The organism is Roseateles rivi, from assembly GCF_043555845.1.
GTDB lineage: Bacteria > Pseudomonadota > Gammaproteobacteria > Burkholderiales > Burkholderiaceae_C > Roseateles > Roseateles rivi.
In genome coordinates this window covers 362,950-383,648 of sequence record NZ_JBIGHZ010000003.1, presented here as the reverse complement: position 1 = coordinate 383,648, position 20,699 = coordinate 362,950, and the positions used below count along the sequence as shown (strand labels likewise).

Here is a 20,699-nt window from a genome sequence, read left to right as displayed (position 1 = left end):
GGTTTGGCGGCACGCCTGTGCGGCGTGCCGTTTTTATTGGTGGGCACGTTTTGTGCCTTAGCAAGAGGCCAGGTATGAGCTCATCCTCCCGTTCTCCCTTGCTGCAAGCCTTGGTGGGCCTGGGTGCATTTGCACTGGGCTGCTTGATGGCTTGGGGCGCGGCAGACATTCCTTCCAATGCGGGCTACGGCGGCATCGGTCCCAATGCCTTGCCGTGGCTGGTGTCCGTGGTCTTGATGGGCTGTGGTGTGGGCTTGCTGGTGCAGGCGCTGCGCGGGGGCTTTACCTACACCGGCACGCCCGGCGGTGCTGACCGCGCTGACTTGCCTGCAGGCGCTTGGGTGGCGGCAGCCGTGGTTGTCAATGCCACGCTGATTGAGCGCGTGGGTTTCGTGCTGGCTTGTGCGCTGTGCTTTGCCTTGGCTGTGCGTGGCTTGCGTTTGGCTCAAGGCAAGCCCGGTGGGCGCTGGTCGCAGGCGCTGCGCGATCTGCTGGTGGGCATGGCCATTGCTTTGCCGGTGTTTTGGATGTTCACCAAGCTGCTGGGCATCCAGCTGCCGGGTTTGACCGGCACAGGCTGGATTTGAGGGAGCGTGGATATGGAACTCTGGCAACAACTGATGCAGGGCTTTGCCACGGCGGGCACGCCGGTCAACCTGCTGTGGGCCTTTGTGGGCTGTGCGCTGGGAACGGCCATTGGCGTGCTGCCGGGCTTGGGCCCGGCGGTGACGGTGGCCATGCTCTTGCCTATTACCGCTCAGGTGGAGCCCACGGCGTCGATGATCTTCTTTGCCGGCATCTATTACGGCGCCATGTACGGGGGCTCAACCACCTCCATCCTGCTCAACACCCCTGGCGAGACCGGCACCATGGTGACGGCCCTGGAGGGCTTCAAGATGGCCAAGAGCGGGCGTGCCGGAGCGGCCCTGGCCACGGCCGCCATCGGTTCTTTTGTCGCGGGTACATTGGCCACGGTGCTGGTTACGCTCAGTGCGCCGCTGGTGGCGGAATACGCGGTGTTGCTGGGCCCGCCTGAATATTTCTGCCTGATGCTGCTGGCCTTCACGACCGTCAGTGCGGTGCTGGGCAGCAGTGCCCTGCGCGGCATTACTGCGCTGTTCATCGGCTTGGCCATGGGCTTGGTGGGCCTGGACCAGATCACCGGCCAAGTGCGCTACACGGGTTCCATTCCTGAATTCATGGACGGCCTGGAAGTGGTGCTGGTGGCGGTGGGCTTGTTCGCCGTGGGTGAGACGCTTTACTGCGCGTTCTACGAGGGCCGCGAGACCTCCAGCATGAACAAGCTCAGCAGCGTTCACATGACGAGCCAAGAGTGGCGCCGATCCTGGCCCGCTTGGCTGCGTGGCACCTTTATCGGTTTTCCCTTCGGCACTATTCCAGCCGGTGGCTCTGAGATTCCCACCTTTCTGAGCTATGCCACGGAGCGCAAGCTCTCCAAGCACAAGGAGGAGTTCGGCACCACTGGCGCCATCGAAGGCGTGGCAGGCCCTGAGGCCGCGAACAACTCCGCCGTGACAGCGACTTTGGTGCCGCTGCTCACGCTGGGTATTCCGACCTCGGTGACGGCGGCCATCTTGCTGTCTGCGCTGCAAAACTACGGCATCCAGGCGGGCCCGCAGCTGTTCCAGACTTCGTCAACGCTGGTGTGGGCTTTGATTGCCTCGCTCTACATCGGCAACGTGATGCTGCTGGTGCTCAACCTGCCGCTGGTGGGCTTGTGGGTCAAATTGCTCAAAATTCCCAAGCCCCAGCTCTACGCTGGCATTTTGATTTTTGCCACCGTGGGTGTGTACGGCATGCGCCAAAGTGCGTTTGACCTCTACGTCATGCTGGCCATCGGCCTGCTGGGTGTGGTGATGCGCCGCTTTGACTTCCCGACCGCTCCCGTGGTGGTGGGCATGATTCTGGGCCCGCTGGCTGAAGCCCATCTGCGCAACGGCGTGGCCATTGGTGGCGGTAGCTTCAGCGTGTTTTGGGAGCGGCCCATGTCGCTGGCCTTGCTCGGCGTGGTCGCGCTGATTCTGCTGGTGCCACCGCTGTTGGCCTGGCGCAAAGCTGCGCGTCGGCGCTGAGCGCGCGCACCTAGCAAAAGGCCCCTGCATGCAGGGGCCTTGTTGTTTCAGCCTGGACTGCCTTGTCAGGCCGCCGGCGTGGTCGGCCAGCCTTGCAGGTGGCGCAGGGCCAGCTGGGTCAGGGCTTTGATGTGCGCATCGTCGGCGTTCAGGCAGGGGATGTATGAAAACGCCTGGCCGCCCGCATGCAGAAAGGCCTCGCGGGCTTCCTGGGCAATTTCTTCCAGGGTTTCCAGACAGTCGGAGGAAAAGCCTGGGCAGATGACGTCGACCTTTTTGACCCCCGCCGCCGCGCGTGCCTTGAGCGTGGGTTCGGTGTAGGGCTCGAGCCAGCGGGCTTTGCCAAAGCGGCTCTGAAAAGTCACCACATAGTCCTGCTCGCTCAGACCCAGGGCCTGCGCCAGCAGGGCGCCTGTGCGCTGGCATTCGTCGTGGTAGGGGTCGCCGCGCTCGCGGGTGCGTGCGGGCATGCCGTGAAAACTCATCACCAAGAGCTCAGGGCGACCGTTGTCCGCCCAATGCTTGCGAACCGATGCCGCCAGGGCCTGGATGTAGGCCGGGTCGTCGTGGTAGCCGCGCACGGCGCGCAGTTCGGGCAGTGCGCGGGTGCGCAGCGTCCAGTGCGCCAGATCGTCCATCACGCTGGCCGTGGTGGCGGCGCAATATTGGGGGTAGGCCGGCAGAATCAGGATGCGCTGTGCGCCCTCGGCTTTGAGGGCGTCGAGCTGAGCGCCAATGCTGGGCTGGCCGTAGCGCATGGCGTGGCGCACCACCACGGCATGGCCGCGCTCGCCCAGATAGCCCTGCAGCAGCTTGGCCTGGCGCTGCGTCCAGACCGCCAACGGGGAACCCTCGGAGGTCCAGACAGTGGCGTATTTGGCCGCGGATTTGGCAGGTCGTACACGCAGCACCACGCCGTGCAGAATGGGCCACCACAGCAAGCGCGGCAGTTCCACCACGCGCGGGTCACTCAGGAATTGAGACAAGTAGCGCCGCAGTGCAGCGGCCGTGGGCGCTTCGGGGGTGCCGAGATTGCAAAGCAAAATCGCTGTCTTGCCTGCCGCGCTCGGGGCAAGGTCAGACTTGGGGTGAGGGTGCATGGGGCCAGGGTCAGTCTGATCGCAGAGCCCTGGAGTGTGCCAAATTCGCAGGCACTGTTTCGGCAAAGTGCATGACTTCAAAGTGAACCACAGGGGCTTGGGGGTCGCTAGGAGGGCGCCCCAACCCAATCACGCCGCTACCGTGCAGGGTGCAGGAGCTGCGTCGCAGGCCGATGACCTCCCCGCTGCCAAAGCGCACAAAGCTGCCGTTGTAGCTGAGGTCGGTGATCGAGAAATTCCCGCCATGCCAGTCAATGCGTGCATGCGAACGTGACACGCGCACATCTGTCACGCAATACGTGGCCTGCGAACTGCGCCCCAGAATGATGGGGATCTGGCCAATGTCGTAGGTGCGGTTGACGTCCTGCCAGCTCAACCGGATGGCATCGGGCTCGTTGTGCAATCGCGCGTCGGCACCGAATTGCGTCACAGCTGCATCGCGCTGGCTGGACTCAAGCATGTAGAGCCTCACGGGCTCAATACGTCCTCGCACCGAGATGCGATCGAGACTGCGGAAATGCCCTTGCATTGAAGACGGCAGCCCTTGTAGCACTTCGGCAGTGACCAAGGTTTCGCCATCGCCGGCATGGTCCAGCAAGCGCGCCGAGACGTTGACTGCGTCACCAAAGCAGTCGCTGCCGATCTCCACCACTTCCCCGCGCGAGAGGGCCACCTGCAGCCGCAGCACATGGCCGGCATTGGGGCTTAGGGCCTGGCTTTGACGCAGGAGTTCTTGCATGCGAATGGCCGCCCGCACCCCGTCGTTGGGCTGAGGGAAGACGGCCATCAAACCATCGCCAAGGGTTTTTACCAGGGTTCCGCCATAAGACGGAATGGCTCGGGACACCAAGGACACCGCACCTGTCACCAGATCGGAAGCGTGGGCATTGCCCAGCGACTCGAACAGCCCTGTGCTGCCGCGCAGGTCAGCAAACAGGACAGTGCGTTCTCTGATTTGTGACATGGCCAGCTGCGGTTTGAGACAGCTTCAGTGTAGTGTCGCTAATCGCACAGACCCTGGGAATTTACGGGTTCTGCCAGTGCCAGATCGTGCTAATCCCCCGATATTGAGGGGAGGCGTGCAGCCGCAGCACAACGAAAAAAGCCGGCGCTGGGCCGGCTTTTGGGGTTTGCACTGAGTCGCAGCCACGACCGGCAATTACAGATTGTCCAGATAGGTGCGAAGCTTGTCCGAGCGGCTGGGGTGCTTGAGCTTGCGGATGGCCTTGGCCTCAATCTGGCGGATGCGCTCACGCGTCACGTCGAATTGCTTGCCGACTTCTTCCAGCGTGTGGTCGGTGCTCATCTCGATGCCGAAACGCATGCGCAGCACCTTGGCTTCACGCGGCGTGAGGCTGTCCAGAATGTCCTTGACCACGTCGCGCAGGCCCGCCTGCATGGCGGCATCCACCGGGGCAACGTTGTTCGTGTCCTCGATGAAATCGCCCAAGTGGCTGTCATCGTCGTCACCGATCGGCGTTTCCATGGAGATCGGCTCTTTGGCGATCTTCATGATCTTGCGGATCTTGTCCTCGGGCATCTCCATCTTCTCGGCCAGCGTCGGCGCGTCCGGCTCGTATCCGAATTCCTGCAGGTGCTGGCGCGAGATGCGGTTCATCTTGTTGATCGTCTCGATCATGTGAACCGGAATACGGATGGTGCGGGCCTGGTCGGCGATCGAGCGTGTAATGGCCTGACGGATCCACCACGTCGCGTAGGTCGAGAACTTGTAGCCGCGGCGGTATTCGAACTTATCCACCGCCTTCATCAGACCGATATTGCCTTCCTGGATCAGGTCCAGGAACTGCAGGCCGCGGTTGGTGTACTTCTTGGCGATGGAGATGACCAGGCGCAGGTTGGCCTCGATCATTTCTTTCTTGGCATCGCGGCTGGCGCGCTCGCCAGCGTTCATGCGCTTGTTGATCTCTTTGAGATCGTCCAGCGGCACCACGGCCTTGGCTTGGATGTCGATGAGCTTTTGCTGCAGTTCCTGCACGGCGGGCAGGTTGCGGCTGAGCACGGCGCTGTAAGGCTTGCCGGACTCCGACTCCTTCACGGCCCAGCCCAGATTGAGCACATTGGGCGGGAACTGCTTGATGAAGTGCTCTTGCGACATGCCGCACTTGTCCACGACGATCTTGCGGATCTCGCGCTCGTAGCGGCGCACGTCATCGACTTGCGAGCGCAGGATGTCGCACAGCCGCTCAATCGTCTTGACGGTGAAGCGGATGGTCATCAAGTCGCCGCTGATGGCCGACTGGGCTTTGTTGTAGGAGGCCGACTTGTAGCCGTCCTTCTCAAAGGCCTGGCGCATCTTGTCGAAATGCTTGGCCAGCTGGTCGAACTTCACCAGCGCCGCATTCTTGAGCTCTTCGAGCTTCTTGGTCAGTGCTTTGGAGCCACCGTTGCCGTCGTCATCGTCTTCTTCGTCGAATTCGTCGAAGTCTTCTTCGGCCACGTAATCGTCGGCTTCGTCGTCAGACACAAAGCCGTCCACCACTTCCGAGATCTGAGATTCGCCTGCGCGAATCTTGTCGGCCATGAGCAGGATTTCGGCAATGGTCGTGGGCGAGGCGCTGATGGCCAACATCATGGCCTGCAGCCCGCCTTCGATGCGCTTGGCGATTTCGATTTCGCCTTCGCGCGTGAGCAGCTCCACCGTGCCCATTTCGCGCATGTACATGCGCACGGGGTCGGTGGTGCGGCCGAATTCGGAGTCCACCGTGGAGAGCGCGGCTTCGGCGGCTTCTTCGGCTTCTTCTTCAGTGGCGGTGGGTGCGGCGCTGCCCTGGATCAGCAAGGTCGCGGCGTCGGGTGCTTGCTCGTACACCGCAATGCCCATGTCGTTCAACATGGACACAATGGCTTCGAGTATTTCTTCGTTGATCAGCTTTTCGGGCAAGTGATCGTTGATTTCCTGGTGCGTCAGGAAACCACGCGTCTTGCCCATCTTGATCAGCGTCTTGAGCTCCTGGCGACGCTTGGCAACTTCTTCTTCCGTCAGTGCCGTTTCGTCCAGCCCGAACTCACGCATCAGCGCACGCTCTTTGGCGCGGCTGACCTTCATGCGCAGCGGCTTGGCCTTGGGCTTGTCCTCGTCCTCGCCTGCGGCGACTTCGCTCTCGACCTCGGGTTCGGCCTCGACTTCGAATTCGGCTTCGATATCGGCGAACTCCTCAACCTCCTCCTCGACCTTTTCCTTGCCAGTCTTCTTGCTGGTGGTGTCGGCCTTGGGCTTGCGGCCACGCTTGGGCTTGTCCTCACCCGAGTCCGCAGCAGTTTTGGCAGGTTTCGCGGCCTTGGCGGTCTTGGCCGCCTTGGCAGGTTTGGTGTCGTCGACCAATTCTTCAGCCTTGGCAGCGCTTGCCTTGGACGCGGTCTTCTTGGCGGTCATGCAGATCCTCGGGTGGGTGGGTGCAATGCAGGGAAGCGCTTGGCCGATGGGGCTTGTCCAATGGGAACAGGCTGAGCGCGGCCAAGCGGCTCAGATTCGGGCCTAGAGGTGTTGTCGGGGCGATTCCCGCAATCTCAAGGCATGGCGCGTGAAGTACAGGGTGAACGTTTGGGAGTGCAGCCCATGCGGATAAGGGTGGCCTTTGCATTATTCAACCCACTGTCGGTGGGCGGCCGGGTCCGGTGGTACTGCCGTCACACTTGACGCGCAAGCCCCAATTATCGTTCAAGCCGCACGCTTGGTCAAAAATTGTGTGGACAAAAGGCGATATTTCTGATCCAAACCGTCTCGGTGCGAGATGTGCGCTATGCGAATCAGCCGGCGCTTTTGAGCTGCTGGATGCGCAGCCTCAGGGCTTGAATTTGCCTCAGAGCGTCAACGTCCGGGTTGCCTGAGGCCAGGGCTGAGGACTCCTGCTCCAGGCGGGCGATATGTAGCTGCCTCAATACATGCGCCAGGTCTTCTTGCAGGGCCTCGGCCGTGGCGACCTCTATGGGCAAGCCCCCCAGGCGCTGCACGGTTTCGAGCAAGTCGTCCTGCGCCAGTCCATCTCGCAAGGCTGCCCAATCCTCTGGGCCATGCTCTGTGATGTGGCGCTCCAGCCAAGCCAGCACTTGCGCGGCATCGCCCGGCAGGGCATGCAGCAAATGCAAGTCCTCTTCGCTGAGCTGAGCCCACAGGCTGCTCTGGCTTAACAAGATGCGCACCAGCCGCTGCACGGGTGCCGTAGGGGCTTGTCTAGGCAAGCCCTGCGTGGGGTCGGTGGGTTGACGACGCCAGCTGCCCTTGCCGTCTTTGCTCCACGGCTTGCGGGCCGTGCCCGGTGCAGGACTGGCGGAGGTGGGTCTTGTGGCAGAGGTGTTGGGCGGCTCGCTACTGTGTTCTGTTGACGTGGGGCTGGGAATGTCGTGCCACGGCGGTGGTTCAGCGTAAGCGGGCTCTTCGGCTGCCGCGGTGCGGCGCGGCTTTGCCGCAGTGTTGGGTTGGGGCGATTGTTGGGCCGATGTAGGCGCCCAAAGTGTGCGCAGTGCCGTCTCAGACAGCTGCCCCTGGCGCGCCAAGCCTGCCAATATTTGCTGCTGAAGCACGCCAACAGGCAAGCGTTCCCAGAGTGGTCGGGCTTGGGCCAGCATGCGCGCGCGACCCTCCGCGGTTTGCAAATCACAGCCCGCGGCGGCGTGCTCTAGCAGGTACTCTGACAGCGGCAGTGCTTGTTTCATCTGTTCAGAGAAGGCTTCGTGCCCTAGCTCACGAACATAGGAGTCGGGGTCATGCTCAGGCGGCAGAAAGAGGAAGCGGAAGCTGCGCGTGTCGGTGGCGTGAGCCAGCGCGGCATCCAAGGCTCGAGCCGCAGCGCGCCGACCCGCGGCATCACCGTCAAAGCTGAAAACCACGGTGTCGGTGAAGCGCAATAGCTTGGCCACATGCTCAGGTGTGCATGCTGTGCCCAGAGTGGCCACGGCATGCCCCAGGCCGTGCTGAGCCAGCGCCACCACGTCCATATAGCCCTCCACCACCAGGGCGTAGCCGCTGCGGCGCAGGGCTTGTCGTGCTTCAAAAAGGCCGTAAAGCTCACGACCTTTGCTGAAAACCGGCGTTTCCGGGGAGTTGAGGTATTTGGGCTCGCCTTTATCCAGTACCCGACCGCCAAAGCCGATGACTTGGCCTTGAACATTTCGGATGGGGAACATGATGCGGTCGCGAAACCGGTCATAGCGCTTTTGCTCTTGGCCTGACTTGCCGGCATCTTCTTGCAGTATCACCAAACCTGCGTCGACCAAAGAGGGTTGGTCGTACTGGGCAAATGCACTGGCCAGGGCGCGCCAGCCCTCTGGGGCATACCCGAGTTGAAAATGAGCGGCCACCTTTCCGGTAAGCCCGCGCCTTTTCAAATAGGCGACGGCTTGGGGGTGTAACTTCAGCTGCTTACGGTAATGCGCACAAGCTTGCTCGAGCACATCGGTGAGCTGCACCTGCTGCTGTTTATGCGCCTGCTCCTGAGCGCGTTGCTGTGGGGAGCGCTCCTCTTCGGGGACTTGCATGCCTGCGCTTTGAGCCAAGTCCTTAACGGCATCGATAAACCCGATGCCTAAATGCTCCATCAAAAAACCAACGGCGTTGCCATGCACACCGCAACCAAAGCAGTGATAGGTTTGCCGCGTGGGGCTGACAATAAATGAGGGCGACTTTTCGCCGTGAAAGGGGCACAGACCTTTGTGGTTGATGCCAGCTTTCTTGAGTTCGACGTGACGCGAAATCACGTCGACGATGTCGGTGCGCGCGAGCAGATCTTGGATGAAGCCAGTGGGGATCACTTCGACAGTCTAACCAAGCTCAGGGGCATCGGGTCTGGCACGGGGGCTATCAGAGCGTTTTCCTTGCAAGAAAGGAAAACGGCGCCCGAAGGCGCCGTGACATGAGCTCGAAGAACTCTCAGGGACTCAGACGGCGAAGTCTTCCAGCTTGGCGCCGCCTTGCACGGCTGCACGCAGCCATTTGGGCTGCAGGCCGCGGCCGCTCCAGGTTTCGCCGGTGGCTTGGTTACGGTACTTGGCAGCAACCTTGGAGGTTTTAACTGCCTTGGGGGCTTTGCCGCCAGCCAAGTCAGAGGCAGTCAGGCCGTAATCGGCCATCAGCGAACGGACCTTGGCGATAGCTTCAGAGCGCTCGCGCTCTTGAGTATCGGAGATTTCTTTGTCCAGTGCGGCCCGTTGGGCCAGGAGGTCTTTGAGCGATGCCATTTATGAATTCCTTGCTAAGTCCAACAACTTCCCCCCAGTGGGGATGGCCTGATTATAGAAGCCGGATATGCAGGGAATGCAAGCGCAAGTATTGGCAAAAAACAAACGCCCCGTGCAGAGCGGGGCGTTTACCGAGCAATTTGGCCAGTTTATTTGTAACCGACCCGGTCCAGCATCTGCTGCACCTTGGGGATATTGGCACCGACGTCGGCGACAGGAATGGTTTCAGCCTTGAAGGCCCCCATGGTGTCCAAGGCTGGATTGTTCAGCTTGACGCCCGGAACTGCTGGCCATTCGTTATTGCCGTTGGCAAAGTAGATCTGCGCCTCGGCAGATGCCAAGTATTCAAGGAATTGAACTGCCAAGGCTTGGTTCTTGGTGTGGCGAGCTACTGCGCCACCGGCAATGTTCATGTGGGTGCCGGTGCTGCTTTGGTTGGGAAATACGAGCCCTACCTTTTCGACAACTTCACGGTCTTCTGGTTTGGTCGAGCGCATCAGGCGGGCCAGGTAGTAGCTGTTGGTCAGCGCCACGCCACACTCCCCACTTGCGACAGCTTTGATTTGGTCTGTATCACCGCCTTTGGGAGCGCGGGCCATGTTTTCAGCCACGGCTTTGAGCCACTGCTCGGTCTTGGCAGCACCCAGGTGCTCGTGCATGGAGCCAAACAGCGAGAGGTTGTAGGGGTGCGAGCCGGAGCGCGTGCAGACTTTGCCCTTGAGCGAGGGCGAGGCCAGATCCTGATAGTTCTGAACCTCGGCCTTGTTCACTGCGGCCTTGTTGTAGACGATGACGCGGGCGCGGGTGCTGAAGCCAAACCAAGCTTCTGCCCCGTCGCTGCGAGGCTTGGCGCGCAGGTGCGCGGGGATGCGCTGCTGCAGCGCGGCGGACTTGACGGGCAGGAATAGGCCGTCGCTTTCGGCTTGCCACAGGCGTGCCGCATCCACCAGCAGCACGACATCAGCGGGCGAGGACGCGCCTTCGCTCTTGAGTCGCGCCAAGAGCCCTGCGTCATCGGTATCAACGCGATTGATTTTGATGCCGGTGGCCTTGGTGAAGTTGGCGTACAGCGCTTCATCCGTCTGGTAGTGGCGCGCGGAGTACAGGTTCAATACCTTCTCCTGGGCCAGGGCCGGCGAGCCGATCAGGCTGCCAACAGCCAACAGTACTGCCGACGCTTGGGCAATGCGTTGAACGAGTGCACGCATGGGGAAACCTCCAAATCCAAACAGTGAGTGATTAGCAGCTGGGCAGTGTATCCCTAATGCGAATCATTCTTGTTCGATATTTTTTGGCCTTCTCTCTGGTGAGGTTGACTGGTTTGCACCAGCCCATGGCCCAACGCGGTTGCGGCTTTGAACGGAATCAGGGGCTGGGGGGGACGTAGCCAGCGGGTTTGTCAGCACCTTCGCCGAAGAAGTACTGCTCCATTTGGCGGGCCAGGTATTGGCGGGCGCGCAAATCCGCCAGATTCAGGCGGTTTTCATTGACCAGCATGGTCTGGTGGCGCAGCCACAGCTGCCAGGCTTCTTTGGAGACGTTGTCAAAGATGCGCTTGCCCAAATCGCCGGGGTAGGTGGGGAAGTCCAAGCCTTCGGCTTCTTTCTTCAGGTAGACGCATTGAACGGTGCGGGCCATGGGGGTGTCCTTTCTTTCGTGAGGGGAGGGGCGGGCGCCATCGGGGCGCACGCCGGGTGATCAGTTGATTTTTTTGACAAGGACTTGCGAGCGGCGGTCCCAGTTGTAGTGGCGCTTGCGTTCTTCGGGCAGCCAGCTGGGGTCGACTTGCTGGAAGCCGCGTTTGACAAACCAGTGCATGGTGCGCGTGGTCAGCACAAAGATGCTGGACAAGCCCATGGCGCGGGCGCGCTGCTCAATGCGTTTGAGAATGCGCTCGCCATCGCCCTGACCTTGCACGGCCGGTGAGACGGTGAGGGCGGCCATTTCGCCGGTGCGTGCATCCAGATAAGGGTGCAGCGCGGCGCAGCCGAAGATGACGCCGTCGTGCTCGATCACGCTATAGGTTTCGATGTCGCGCTCGATCTCGGTGCGGTCGCGCTTGACCAGCGTGCCGTCGCGCTCGAAGGGTTCGATCAGGGCGATCAGGCTGCCGATGTCGTCAGGCGTGGCTTCACGCAGGCTTTCGAGTTTTTCGTCCACCACCATGGTGCCAATGCCGTCGTGGGTGTAGACCTCTTGGAGCAGCGCACCGTCCACGGTGAAGGGCAGGATGTGAGAGCGCTCCACACCCGCTTCACAAGCGCGCACGCAGTACTGCAGGTAGTAGTCCACGTCAGCAGGGTCGGTGGCAGGCTCCTTGCGTGCCGCTAGCATGCGGCGGGCGTCCACCAGGGCCAGCTCGGTGTCGATGGGGCTGTTGGGGTCGTCGGGCTGCTCGCGCACGCCCGGCACATCGGTCATGAAGAGCAGCTTGTCGGCTTTGAGCGCCACCGCCACTGCCGTGGCCACGTCTTCCATGTGCAGATTGAAGGCCTCGCCCGTGGGCGAAAAACCAAAGGGCGACATCAGCACCAGCGCGCCGATGTCCAGCGCCTTTTGAATGGTGACCGCATCCACGCGGCGCACCACGCCGGTGTGCAAAAAGTCGATGCCGTCGACGATGCCCACCGGGCGCGCGGTCAGGAAATTGCCCGAGACCACGCGCAGCGTGGCATTGGCCATGGGGGTGTTGGGCAGGCCTTGCGAAAAGGCAGCCTCAATCTCAAAGCGCAGCTGGCCCGCCGCTTCCTGAGCGCAGTCCAGCGTGATGGCATCGGTGATGCGCCTGCCGTGGCTGTAGCGCGCCTGGTGGCCTTTGGCGGCCAACTGCTCGTCCAGCTGCGGGCGAAACCCATGCACGAGCACGATGCGTATGCCCATGGCGTGCATCAGCGCCAGGTCCTGCACAAAGGCGTTGAGCCGGCCTGCCGCGATGAGCTCACCGCTCATGCCGATCACAAAAGTCTCACCTCGGTAGGCGTGGATGTAGGGCGCAACGGCGCGAAACCACGGAACGAATGTGTGCGGGAAGACCATGCTCATGGGCCGCGATTGTGCCGCAGCCTCTATACCCACAGGCCTGGGCTGATAATCCCGCCGCCGTGAATGACAAGACCTTGCCTCCCGACTCCGCGCGTGCTGCTTCGACCCAGCCGTCCTCCCACCCCCGCAGCCGCCGTGCCGAAGGGCACCGTGCCCCCACGCCGCGCCCGCAGCCCAAGCCGTTGCCGCCGATTGAGTTCCCGGCGGCGCTGCCAGTCAGCGCGCGGCGCGAGGAAATTGCTCGCCTCATGCGTGAGCACCAGGTGCTCATCGTCTGCGGTGAGACCGGCTCGGGCAAGACCACCCAGCTGCCCAAGATTGCCCTCACGCTGGGGCGCGGGCGCGCCAATGGTGGTGGGCTGATCGGTCACACCCAGCCGCGGCGCATCGCGGCCTCCAGCGTGGCCAAGCGCATTGCTGAGGAGCTCAACACCCCGCTGGGTGAGGTGGTGGGCTACAAGGTGCGCTTTCAGGACCGGCTGCAGCCCGGGGCCAGCGTCAAGCTCATGACCGACGGCATCTTGCTGGCCGAGACCCAGAGCGACCCGCTGCTGAAGGCCTACGACACGCTCATCATCGACGAGGCCCACGAGCGCAGCCTCAACATCGATTTCCTGCTGGGCTATTTGCGCGAGATCCTGCCGCGGCGGCCCGAGCTGAAGGTGGTGATCACCTCGGCCACCATCGACGCCGAGCGCTTTGCGCAGCACTTCGCCTCGGCCAAGGGGCCGGCGCCGGTGGTGATGGTGTCCGGCCGCACCTTCCCGGTGGAGCAACGCTGGCGGCCGTTTGAGGAATCGCGCGAGTACGACCTCAACGACGCCATTTGCGACGCCGCCGACGAGCTGTGGCGCGAAGGGCGGGGTGACATCCTCGTGTTCCTGCCCGGCGAGCGCGAAATCCGCGAGGCCGCCGAGGCCCTGCGCAAGCACCACCCGCCTGGCGTGCAGGTGTTGCCGCTGTTTGCGCGGCTCTCGCAGCAAGAGCAAGACCGGGTGTTTGAGACCGGCGCTGCGCCGCGCATCGTGCTGGCCACGAATGTGGCTGAGACCTCACTGACGGTGCCGGGCATTCGCTACGTCATCGACGCCGGCACGGCACGCGTCAAGCGCTACAGCTACCGCAACAAGGTCGAGCAGCTCTTGATCGAGCCCGTGAGCCAGGCCGCCGCCAACCAGCGCGCGGGCCGTTGCGGGCGCGTGGCCAACGGCATTTGCATCCGGCTTTACGACGAAAAAGACTACGCCGGGCGGCCGCGCTTTACCGACCCGGAAATCCTGCGCTCTTCGCTGGCTGGGGTGATTCTGCGCATGAAGGCGCTGCATCTGGGCCGCGTGGAGGACTTCCCCTTCATCGAGCCGCCGCCGCGCAAAGCCATTGCTGATGGCTACCAGCTGCTGGCGGAGCTCGGCGCTGTGGATGAGCGCAACGAACTCACCGACACCGGCCAGCAGCTGGCCCGCCTGCCGGTGGACCCGCGCGTGGGTCGCATGATGCTCGAGGCCCGCAGCCGCGACGCGCTGCATGAGGTGCTGATCATCGCCAGCGCGCTGTCGGTGCAGGACGTGCGCGACCGCCCGCTGGAGCAGCAGCAAGCCGCCGACGAAAAGCACAAAAAGTTCGACGACGAACGCTCCGAGTTCATGGGCTACGTCAAGCTGTGGCAGTGGATTGAAGAGGGCCGCGGCGTGCACGGCCACGCTCAGCAAGCACCGAGCCAGGTGGACAAGCCCAAGCTCTCCAACCGCCAGCAAGAGCAGCGTCTGCGCGAGAGCTTTGTGAACCCGCGCCGCGTGCGCGAGTGGCGCGACATCCACAGCCAGCTGCACACCGTGGCCAGCGAGCAGGGCTGGCGGCTCAACGGCAGCGTGGCCACTTACGAGCAAATTCACCTCTCCATGCTGGCGGGGTTTTTGGGCAATATCGGCTGCAAGGCCGATGACGACGACTGGTACTTGGGTGCGCGCGGCATCAAGTTCTGGCGTCATCCCGGGGCCCACCTCTCCAAAAAGCCCGGCCGCTGGGTGGTGGTGTCGGAGCTGGTGGACACCTCGCGCCTGTTCGGACGCGGCATTGCCAATATCGATGTGAACTGGATTGCGCCGCTGGCAGGGCATTTGCTCAAAACCCAGCTGCTGGAGCCGCATTGGGAGAAGAAGGCGGCCGAAGTCATTGCGCTGGAGCGCGCCACGCTCTACGGCATCGTCATCTACAACAACCGGCGTGTGAACTTCGGGCGTGTTGATGCTGCGGCGGCGCGCGAGATCTTCATTCGCGAAGCCCTGGTGGGCGACGCCTGGGAGACACGCCTGCCCTTTTTGGCGCACAACCGCAAGCAAGTGGCCAAGGTGGAGGAGCTGGAGCACAAGTCGCGCCGCCAGGATGTGTTGGTGGATGACGAGCTGATCTACGCCTATTACGACCAACACCTGCCCGCCGATGTGTGCTCGGGCGCCACGCTGGAGCGCTGGTGGCGTGAGGCCAGCAAGGGCAACCCGCGCCTGCTGCATCTCTCGCGCGACGAGTTGATGCGCCACGAAGCCGCGGGCGTGACCTCGCAAGCCTTTCCCAAAACCCTGCGCTTGGGCGGCGTGGACTGCAAGGTGGACTATCTGCACGAGCCCGGCGATGCCCGCGACGGCGTGACCGTCACCGTGCCCATCTACGCCCTCAACCAAGTCAGCGAAGAGCGCTGCGACTGGCTGGTGCCAGGTCTGCTCTCGGCCAAAGTGCTGGGCCTGCTCAAAAGCCTTTACCAAAAGCCGCGCGCCCGGCTCACGCCGCTGCCGGAGTTTGTCGAAGAGTTTGTCGAGCTGCATGAGTTTGGCCAGGGCAGCCTGATGGACGCGCTGCTCAAAGCCGTGCGCGAGCGCAGCCAGATTGCTGTGCAAAAAGCCGACTTCAAGCTCGAGCAAGTGCCGCCGCATCTGTTCATGAATGTGCGGGTGGTCGACGAGCACGGTCGCCAGCTCGGGCAGGGGCGCCATTTGCCCACGCTCAAGGCGGAGCTGGGCGGGCAGGCGCGCACGGCATTTCAAGCGCTGGCCGCACTCAAGGTGCGGACCCAAGCGCCCGCCGAGGCCCCTCCTCAGCGCATCACCACGCCCAGCGGCGGCCATGCCCTGCGCGCGCAGGTGGCTGCTCCGCCGCCCGCGCCGCAAGTGCAGGCCTTCACGGCCTGGACTTTTGGCGAGCTGCCCGAACTCATGGAAATCCAGCGCGGCGGTCAGGTGCTGATTGGATTTCCGGCCCTGATCGACAAGACCACGCATGTCGAGATCGAAGTCTTTGACGAACCCGACCTGGCCGTGGCGCGCCACCGCCAGGGGCTGTGCCGCTTGGTGGCTTTGCAAATCAAAGAGCCGCTGAAGTATTTGGAGAAAAACATCCCGGACCTGCAGAAGATGGCCGTGGCCTATATGGGCCTGGGCACTTCGGAGGAGTTGCGGGATCAAATCATTGCCGTGGCCCTGGAGCGCGCCTTTTTGGCCGACCCGCTGCCCACCCATGCCCAGGCTTTTGAGGCCTGTGTGACACAGGGGCGCGCGCGCCTGAATCTCATCGCCCAGGAAGTGGCGCGCTGCAGCGCCACCGTGCTTCTGGAATATCAGGCCGCACAGCGCAAGCTCAAAGACAGCCGCGCCCCCAAGGACGTGGCCGATGACATCGCCGCGCAGCTGCAGGCCCTGGTGGGCAAGCGCTTTGTGCAGCAAACGCCTTGGGCGCAGCTGCAGCACTTGCCGCGCTACCTGAAGGCCATCGTGATGCGGCTCGACAAATGGCGCGCCGACGCTGCGCGCGACGCCAAGCTGCTGGCCGAGATCAAGCCGCTGGAGCAGCGCTGGGCGCGCCGCGTGGCCGAGCTCAAAGGCCAGCCAGACGCCCGGGTGCAGGAGTTTGGCTGGCAGCTGCAGGAGCTGCGCGTGAGCCTGTTTGCACAGGAGCTGCGCACGCCCCAGCCCGTCAGCATCAAGCGCTTGGAAAAAGTGTGGCTGCAGCTGCAGCACTGAGGTTTTTTCGCTGCATGGCTCGAAAAAGCCTTTCATCTGGCGTGTTTTCCGCTGGCTGTTTGCACCTTGCAACAGCGGGGCTTGGGGTCCAATCAAGGTGTTTGTCTCACTCAACTCCCTTGGGGCTATTCGCCTTGCCTGCACCATCCACAGCGTCGGCTTCCAGCGCATCTGTGGCCAAAATGTTTGGCCGCTTTGAGCTGCGCGCTTTGCTGCACAAAGGGGCGCAGAGCATGCTGTGGCTGGCGTTTGATCCCCGCTACGGCCAGGAGCTGATGCTGTGCATGCCGCGCGCCAAGCCTGAAGGCGAGGCGCATCTGCGCCAGTGGCAGCAGCGCATGGCGCATGTGGCGCGTGTGCAGCATCCACGCTTGCATCCGGTGATGGAGTCTGGCGTGGTGCCCCCCTGGCCCTATGTGGCCTTTGAGCGCAAGGGTTGGGAGACTTTGGCCGAACGCCTGCAGCGCGGGCCCGCGCCCACGCCGCTGGAGTCCGCGCAGTGGCTGTCGCAAGTGCTCGAAGGCCTGGCCTTTGCGCATGAGGCCAATTTGGCGCACCTGGACATTCAGCCCGCCTATGTGGTGCTCGACGCCACCGGGCAGGCGCGTTTGATGGGCCTGGAGTTGGTGCTCGATCCCCAGCAGCCCGCCGCTGACGCCAGCCCCGCCATGGTGGTGCAGCGGCAGCGTGAATCTGCTCTGGCTGATGTGGTGAATGCGGGTTTGCTGCTGCACCGCCTGTTGTGCGGCCACGTTCTGCTGGACGACCCCGACCTGACGCAGGTGCGGCGGCGCCTCGCGCCCTTGGGCTCCGAACTCATTCGCCTGGGCTGGGAGACGCCTTACCCGATCCCCGAGCCGTTGCGTGCCATTGCCAACCGCGCGGTGGACCGCCAGCCGCGTCAGCGCTATCACACGGCGCGCACATTTTTGCGGGCGCTCGAGGGCTGGTTGTGCAGCGTGTCGGCTGACGACGGTGGCGCCTTTGGTTTGCTCAAAGACAAGCTGCAGCGCTACGGCCACTTGCCCGCGCAGCCGGGCACGCACCTCGCTGAGCTGCTGTCGGGGGCCATGGATGCGCGGCACACGGCCGAGCTCTCATCGCTGGCTCTGCAAGACATGGCGCTGACCTTGGAGCTGATACGGCGCGTCAATTTCCGGCTGCGCCAGACGCAGGGGGCGGACGAGCCTTCGGTGCTGAACATGCAGCGCACCATCGCCATGCTGGGTTTGAACGGTTTGCGCGATGCCACGCGCAATCTGCGCAGCTGGCCCGGTGTGCTGGGTGAGACTCAGGCCGCGTTTCTGGAGGGGCTGATGCGGCGCGTGGCGCGTGCGGGCTACTTGGCTCAGCGTCTGCGCCCGGCCGGGTATGACGGTGAAGTCGTCTACCTCATCAACCTCCTGCAAAACCTTGGCCGCTTGCTGGTGCAGTACCACTTTGCCGAGGACGCTCAGCAAATCCGTCAACTCATGCTCAGTCCTGAGCCCAGCGCTGGTCAACCACAGCTGCGGGGGTTGACCGAGCAGTCCGCCGCTTACGCCGTGCTGGGTGTGGACTTGGAAACACTGGCGCAAGCCGTCGCGCGCTATTGGGGCCTGGACGAAGAAGTGCTGCAGATGATGCGCAGCCAAGCCCCAGACGCGCCTGTGCGGCACGCCGACACCGATGCCGAGCTGCTGCGCCTCACCTGCAGTCTGGCCAATGAGCTGGTTGGCTTGGAGCACCTGCCCGAAGCCCGGCGCCTTGCTGCTGCCGAGCAAGTGGCGCGGCGTTACGCCCGAGCGCTGGGTTTGACGCTCAAAGACATTCACCAGGCCTGCCAGGAACCCGTGCGGGAGGGCATACCCTCTGCGCGGCAAGTCAGCCAGCCTGAATCGAACTGGGCGCCACTGGAGGAGGCCGTGGCGCCTCCGCCCAACATCGCCCTGGCTCAGCCCCTGCGCCGTTCACGCCTGCGTGATCTGGGTGGCCCGCCCACACAACCCGCGCCCTTGTCTCTGGACGGCCACTGAGTCATAGGCTCGTGGCCAAGCGCTGGCTGCGAATGCAGCCAGGTCGAAAATGCAGAGGGGAGAGATGTGCGCAGTGCGCAGGCGGTGTGCGTCAGAGCACGTGCGCAAGGCATGAAGAGGGTGGGGGTTGACGAGCCTTACCCCCGGCACTGGTCACAACGGTTAGGGCTGCTTGGTTCCCCACCTGACCCGGTTGGCCGCGCTTCCATGCGAGGAGGCCCGTCAGCGGCCATTGTATGCCAGCCCAGCAGGGGTCCGAGCCAAGTACCAAGCAAACGCAGGCAGTGTGTGCAAAGTCGCAGTGGCTGCATGAGCGCTGGCATGGCCCACGACTTCTGCCACTGGGCGTGGTGCTAGAATTGCAGCCAGTCCAAGTCAACCGCGCGCAAGCGCCCACGACTTGGCACCGCCGATTTACCAACTACTTGCGGGCGGTCTAGCAAATACGGCTAAAGCGTTGCGGCTCCGAGATGCCCCGGGACCGGCAAACGCCGGTGAAGTTGTGGGCACTCGGAGTTTTTTCATGACCGCTTTGGCTCGATTCGACGCACTGCTACAGCGCCGTCAACGCCAGTTGAACGACGCTGATCTCAGCCTCGGTTCTCACACCCCCTACCAACTGATCAGCCCCGAGGGCGAGGTGCTCGCGCAGTCGGCGCAGGCCCTGAGCCATGAGGCTGTGCTGCGCTGCGCGTATGGGCTTGAAGCCGACGACTGGATTGGCGCCTTGGCCGAAGACAGCGCCACCCGCACGGCGCGTAGCGCCTGGCGCCTTGCTTTGATTCGTGCTGACCGCCATGGCCAAGCGCGTCTGGGCTGTGGGCCGCAATGGCTGAGCCTGCCGCTACGCCGTGCCGCTGGTGAGCCCGCTGCGGGCCTGCGCAAAGCCCTGTTGCAGCAAGCCGTGGCTGAGCTGTGGGCCAAGGGCTGGCGCTTGCAGCGCGGCTGAAACTCACGACGGTGCCGCACCGATGCAAAAAGCCGCCCGAGGGCGGCTTTTTGCTGGGGCGATGAAAAGAATGCGCTCAGCGCAGCTGCAGGTCGTCGTCGCCGAAGCGGATGTTGAGCGGCTCGATCAGCAGCTGCTTGTCGCCTTCTTCAACTTGACCAGCCACCCAGGCGCGGATGCCACAGGACTGCGCCACCTCGACCACCTTTTGCGCGTCTTGTGCGGGCACAAAAATGGCAAACCCTGCGCCCATGTTCAGCGTGGAGTAGGCCTCGCGGTCGTCCTGCTGGGCATGGCGCTGGATGAAGGCCAGCACCGGCGTGACCGGCGGTACGGTGTGGATGCGGTAGGTGAAGCGCCCGGGGTGGCGCAGCAGTTTGCGCCAGCCGTGGCCGGTGATGTTGGCGCAGTAGTGCGGCGTGATGCCCGCCTTCCACAGCCCCTCGGTCACGGGTGAATACAGCATGGTGGGCGCCAGCAGGGCTTCGCCGTAGCTCAGGCCCGGCTCCACTTCCGTGAGGTAGCCCTGGGGCAGACGCTCGACCAGCTTGCGCGCCAGCGACAGGCCGTTGGCGTGAATGCCGCTGGATTCGAGCAGCACGATGGCATCGCCCGGCCCCAGGCGGTCGCCCACGGAGAGGCGCGATTTGGGGTTGATCAGCCCGGTGCAGTTGGCCGCCAGGTCGATGCGGCCGCTCTCCACAATGCCAGCCAGGGCCGGCGTTTCGCCGCCGCCCCAAGCCACTTGGCAGGTGTCGCAGGCTTTTTTCCAGCCTTCCACCAGGGCTTGCGCGCGCTGGCGGTCTTCAAACCACTGCGAGCCGCCCGCCGCCCAATAGGCTTGCACCACCAGGGGCGTGGCGCCCACGGTGATGAGGTCGTTGATGGCCATGGCAATGGTGTCTTGCGCAATGCCGTCGTAGTAGCTCTTGCGGGTGAGCTGGGCCATCTCGTCGGCCACCAGGGTTTTGGTGCCCAGGCACTCAACGATGGAGGCCAGGTAGAAGGGCCCCACGTCCAGCACATAGGCCGACTCGCCGCGCGAGGCCGTCACCTCGCTAAAGCCGTGGGTGGCCATGTGCACGGCGGTGGCCGCGGCAGCGCGCTGGGCGCTGATCTTGAGCGGGTCGATCAGGTCGTAGTTGACGCCGGCTTGTTCGTAGCTCAGCGTGCCGCTGGGGGTTGGGGCTTGAGAACTCATAGGGGGCGATTATCGGTCATGGGGCTGTGCTGTGCGGGCTTGTTCGCTGCAGGGGCTGCCCATAATCAAGGCTCTGGTTTGCAAAACAAAGGCT

General features: G+C 63.3%; 14 protein-coding genes and 1 other RNA gene. 5 read left to right on the top strand and 10 right to left on the bottom strand.

Annotated features, from left to right (window positions below; all coding sequences use genetic code 11):
* Positions 1 to 74: 74 nt before the first annotated feature.
* Both ACG0Z6_RS09045 and ACG0Z6_RS09040 read left to right on the top strand, forming a co-directional pair.
* Positions 75 to 587, top strand: coding sequence for a tripartite tricarboxylate transporter TctB family protein (locus ACG0Z6_RS09045; RefSeq protein WP_394460566.1), 513 nt, complete (start codon positions 75 to 77; stop codon positions 585 to 587).
* A 12-nt stretch (positions 588 to 599) separates the two neighbouring features.
* The gene (locus tag ACG0Z6_RS09040) at positions 600 to 2,093 is read left to right on the top strand and encodes a tripartite tricarboxylate transporter permease (protein ID WP_394460564.1); all 1,494 of its coding nucleotides are present in this window, start codon (positions 600 to 602) and stop codon (positions 2,091 to 2,093) included.
* A gap of 65 nt (positions 2,094 to 2,158) precedes the next feature.
* On the opposite strand, the gene hemH is transcribed toward ACG0Z6_RS09040, so the two are convergent.
* The 8 genes from hemH to argA form a co-directional block, all read right to left on the bottom strand.
* Positions 2,159 to 3,193 carry a ferrochelatase gene (hemH, locus tag ACG0Z6_RS09035; protein ID WP_394460562.1) on the bottom strand — a complete coding sequence of 345 codons (1,035 nt, stop codon included), beginning with the start codon at positions 3,191 to 3,193 and terminating at the stop codon, positions 2,159 to 2,161.
* 10 nt (positions 3,194 to 3,203) lie between these two features.
* Positions 3,204 to 4,157, bottom strand: a complete 954-nt coding sequence (locus ACG0Z6_RS09030) for an adenylate/guanylate cyclase domain-containing protein (protein ID WP_394460560.1) — start codon at positions 4,155 to 4,157, stop codon at positions 3,204 to 3,206.
* A gap of 195 nt (positions 4,158 to 4,352) precedes the next feature.
* A complete protein-coding gene (gene rpoD, locus ACG0Z6_RS09025) occupies positions 4,353 to 6,587 on the bottom strand; it encodes an RNA polymerase sigma factor RpoD (protein ID WP_394460558.1) in 2,235 nt (744 codons plus the stop codon).
* Between the two features lie 374 nt (positions 6,588 to 6,961).
* Positions 6,962 to 8,962: a DNA primase gene (dnaG, locus tag ACG0Z6_RS09020; protein WP_394460556.1), complete on the bottom strand. Its 2,001-nt coding sequence runs from the start codon at positions 8,960 to 8,962 to the stop codon at positions 6,962 to 6,964.
* Positions 8,963 to 9,088: 126 nt separating this feature from the next.
* The gene (locus tag ACG0Z6_RS09015; RefSeq protein ID WP_394460554.1) at positions 9,089 to 9,388 is read right to left on the bottom strand and encodes an H-NS histone family protein; all 300 of its coding nucleotides are present in this window, start codon (positions 9,386 to 9,388) and stop codon (positions 9,089 to 9,091) included.
* 149 nt (positions 9,389 to 9,537) lie between these two features.
* Positions 9,538 to 10,596: an extracellular solute-binding protein gene (locus tag ACG0Z6_RS09010; RefSeq protein ID WP_394460552.1), complete on the bottom strand. Its 1,059-nt coding sequence runs from the start codon at positions 10,594 to 10,596 to the stop codon at positions 9,538 to 9,540.
* 157 nt (positions 10,597 to 10,753) lie between these two features.
* Positions 10,754 to 11,026, bottom strand: coding sequence for an oxidative damage protection protein (locus ACG0Z6_RS09005; RefSeq protein WP_394460550.1), 273 nt, complete (start codon positions 11,024 to 11,026; stop codon positions 10,754 to 10,756).
* A 60-nt stretch (positions 11,027 to 11,086) separates the two neighbouring features.
* Complete coding sequence (argA, locus tag ACG0Z6_RS09000) at positions 11,087 to 12,430, bottom strand: amino-acid N-acetyltransferase (protein WP_394460549.1); 1,344 nt, start codon at positions 12,428 to 12,430, stop codon at positions 11,087 to 11,089.
* On the opposite strand from argA, the gene hrpA reads away from it, so the two are divergent.
* Together hrpA and ACG0Z6_RS08990 are read left to right on the top strand one after the other, a co-directional pair.
* The gene (gene hrpA / locus ACG0Z6_RS08995; RefSeq protein ID WP_394460547.1) at positions 12,406 to 16,440 is read left to right on the top strand and encodes an ATP-dependent RNA helicase HrpA; all 4,035 of its coding nucleotides are present in this window, start codon (positions 12,406 to 12,408) and stop codon (positions 16,438 to 16,440) included. The two genes, argA and hrpA, sit on opposite strands and share 25 nt — an antisense overlap.
* 182 nt (positions 16,441 to 16,622) lie before the next feature.
* Positions 16,623 to 18,455, top strand: a complete 1,833-nt coding sequence (locus tag ACG0Z6_RS08990) for an HDOD domain-containing protein (RefSeq protein ID WP_394461002.1) — start codon at positions 16,623 to 16,625, stop codon at positions 18,453 to 18,455.
* A gap of 126 nt (positions 18,456 to 18,581) precedes the next feature.
* Here ACG0Z6_RS08990 and ffs read toward each other — a convergent pair.
* An RNA gene (gene ffs / locus ACG0Z6_RS08985) (signal recognition particle sRNA small type) lies at positions 18,582 to 18,679 on the bottom strand.
* 299 nt (positions 18,680 to 18,978) lie between these two features.
* Between ffs and ACG0Z6_RS08980 the strand changes: the two genes are divergently transcribed.
* On the top strand, positions 18,979 to 19,404 hold the full coding sequence (locus ACG0Z6_RS08980; RefSeq protein WP_394460545.1) for a hypothetical protein: 426 nt from the start codon (positions 18,979 to 18,981) through the stop codon (positions 19,402 to 19,404).
* A 76-nt stretch (positions 19,405 to 19,480) separates the two neighbouring features.
* On the opposite strand, the gene ACG0Z6_RS08975 is transcribed toward ACG0Z6_RS08980, so the two are convergent.
* Positions 19,481 to 20,605 (bottom strand): AIR synthase-related protein, encoded by a 1,125-nt coding sequence (locus ACG0Z6_RS08975; protein ID WP_394460543.1) that lies wholly within the window; start codon positions 20,603 to 20,605, stop codon positions 19,481 to 19,483.
* Positions 20,606 to 20,699 lie beyond the last annotated feature (94 nt).

Coding starts and splice junctions, on each gene's coding strand:
- ACG0Z6_RS09045 (WP_394460566.1), top strand. CDS start 75: ATGAGCTCATCCTCCCGTTCTCCCTTGCTGCAAGCCTTGGTGGGCCTG.
- ACG0Z6_RS09040 (WP_394460564.1), top strand. CDS start 600: ATGGAACTCTGGCAACAACTGATGCAGGGCTTTGCCACGGCGGGCACG.
- hemH (WP_394460562.1), bottom strand. CDS start 3,193: ATGCACCCTCACCCCAAGTCTGACCTTGCCCCGAGCGCGGCAGGCAAG.
- ACG0Z6_RS09030 (WP_394460560.1), bottom strand. CDS start 4,157: ATGTCACAAATCAGAGAACGCACTGTCCTGTTTGCTGACCTGCGCGGC.
- rpoD (WP_394460558.1), bottom strand. CDS start 6,587: ATGACCGCCAAGAAGACCGCGTCCAAGGCAAGCGCTGCCAAGGCTGAA.
- ACG0Z6_RS09015 (WP_394460554.1), bottom strand. CDS start 9,388: ATGGCATCGCTCAAAGACCTCCTGGCCCAACGGGCCGCACTGGACAAA.
- ACG0Z6_RS09010 (WP_394460552.1), bottom strand. CDS start 10,596: ATGCGTGCACTCGTTCAACGCATTGCCCAAGCGTCGGCAGTACTGTTG.
- ACG0Z6_RS09005 (WP_394460550.1), bottom strand. CDS start 11,026: ATGGCCCGCACCGTTCAATGCGTCTACCTGAAGAAAGAAGCCGAAGGC.
- hrpA (WP_394460547.1), top strand. CDS start 12,406: ATGTGTGCGGGAAGACCATGCTCATGGGCCGCGATTGTGCCGCAGCCT.
- argA (WP_394460549.1), bottom strand. CDS start 12,430: ATGAGCATGGTCTTCCCGCACACATTCGTTCCGTGGTTTCGCGCCGTT.
- ACG0Z6_RS08990 (WP_394461002.1), top strand. CDS start 16,623: ATGTTTGGCCGCTTTGAGCTGCGCGCTTTGCTGCACAAAGGGGCGCAG.
- ACG0Z6_RS08980 (WP_394460545.1), top strand. CDS start 18,979: ATGACCGCTTTGGCTCGATTCGACGCACTGCTACAGCGCCGTCAACGC.
- ACG0Z6_RS08975 (WP_394460543.1), bottom strand. CDS start 20,605: ATGAGTTCTCAAGCCCCAACCCCCAGCGGCACGCTGAGCTACGAACAA.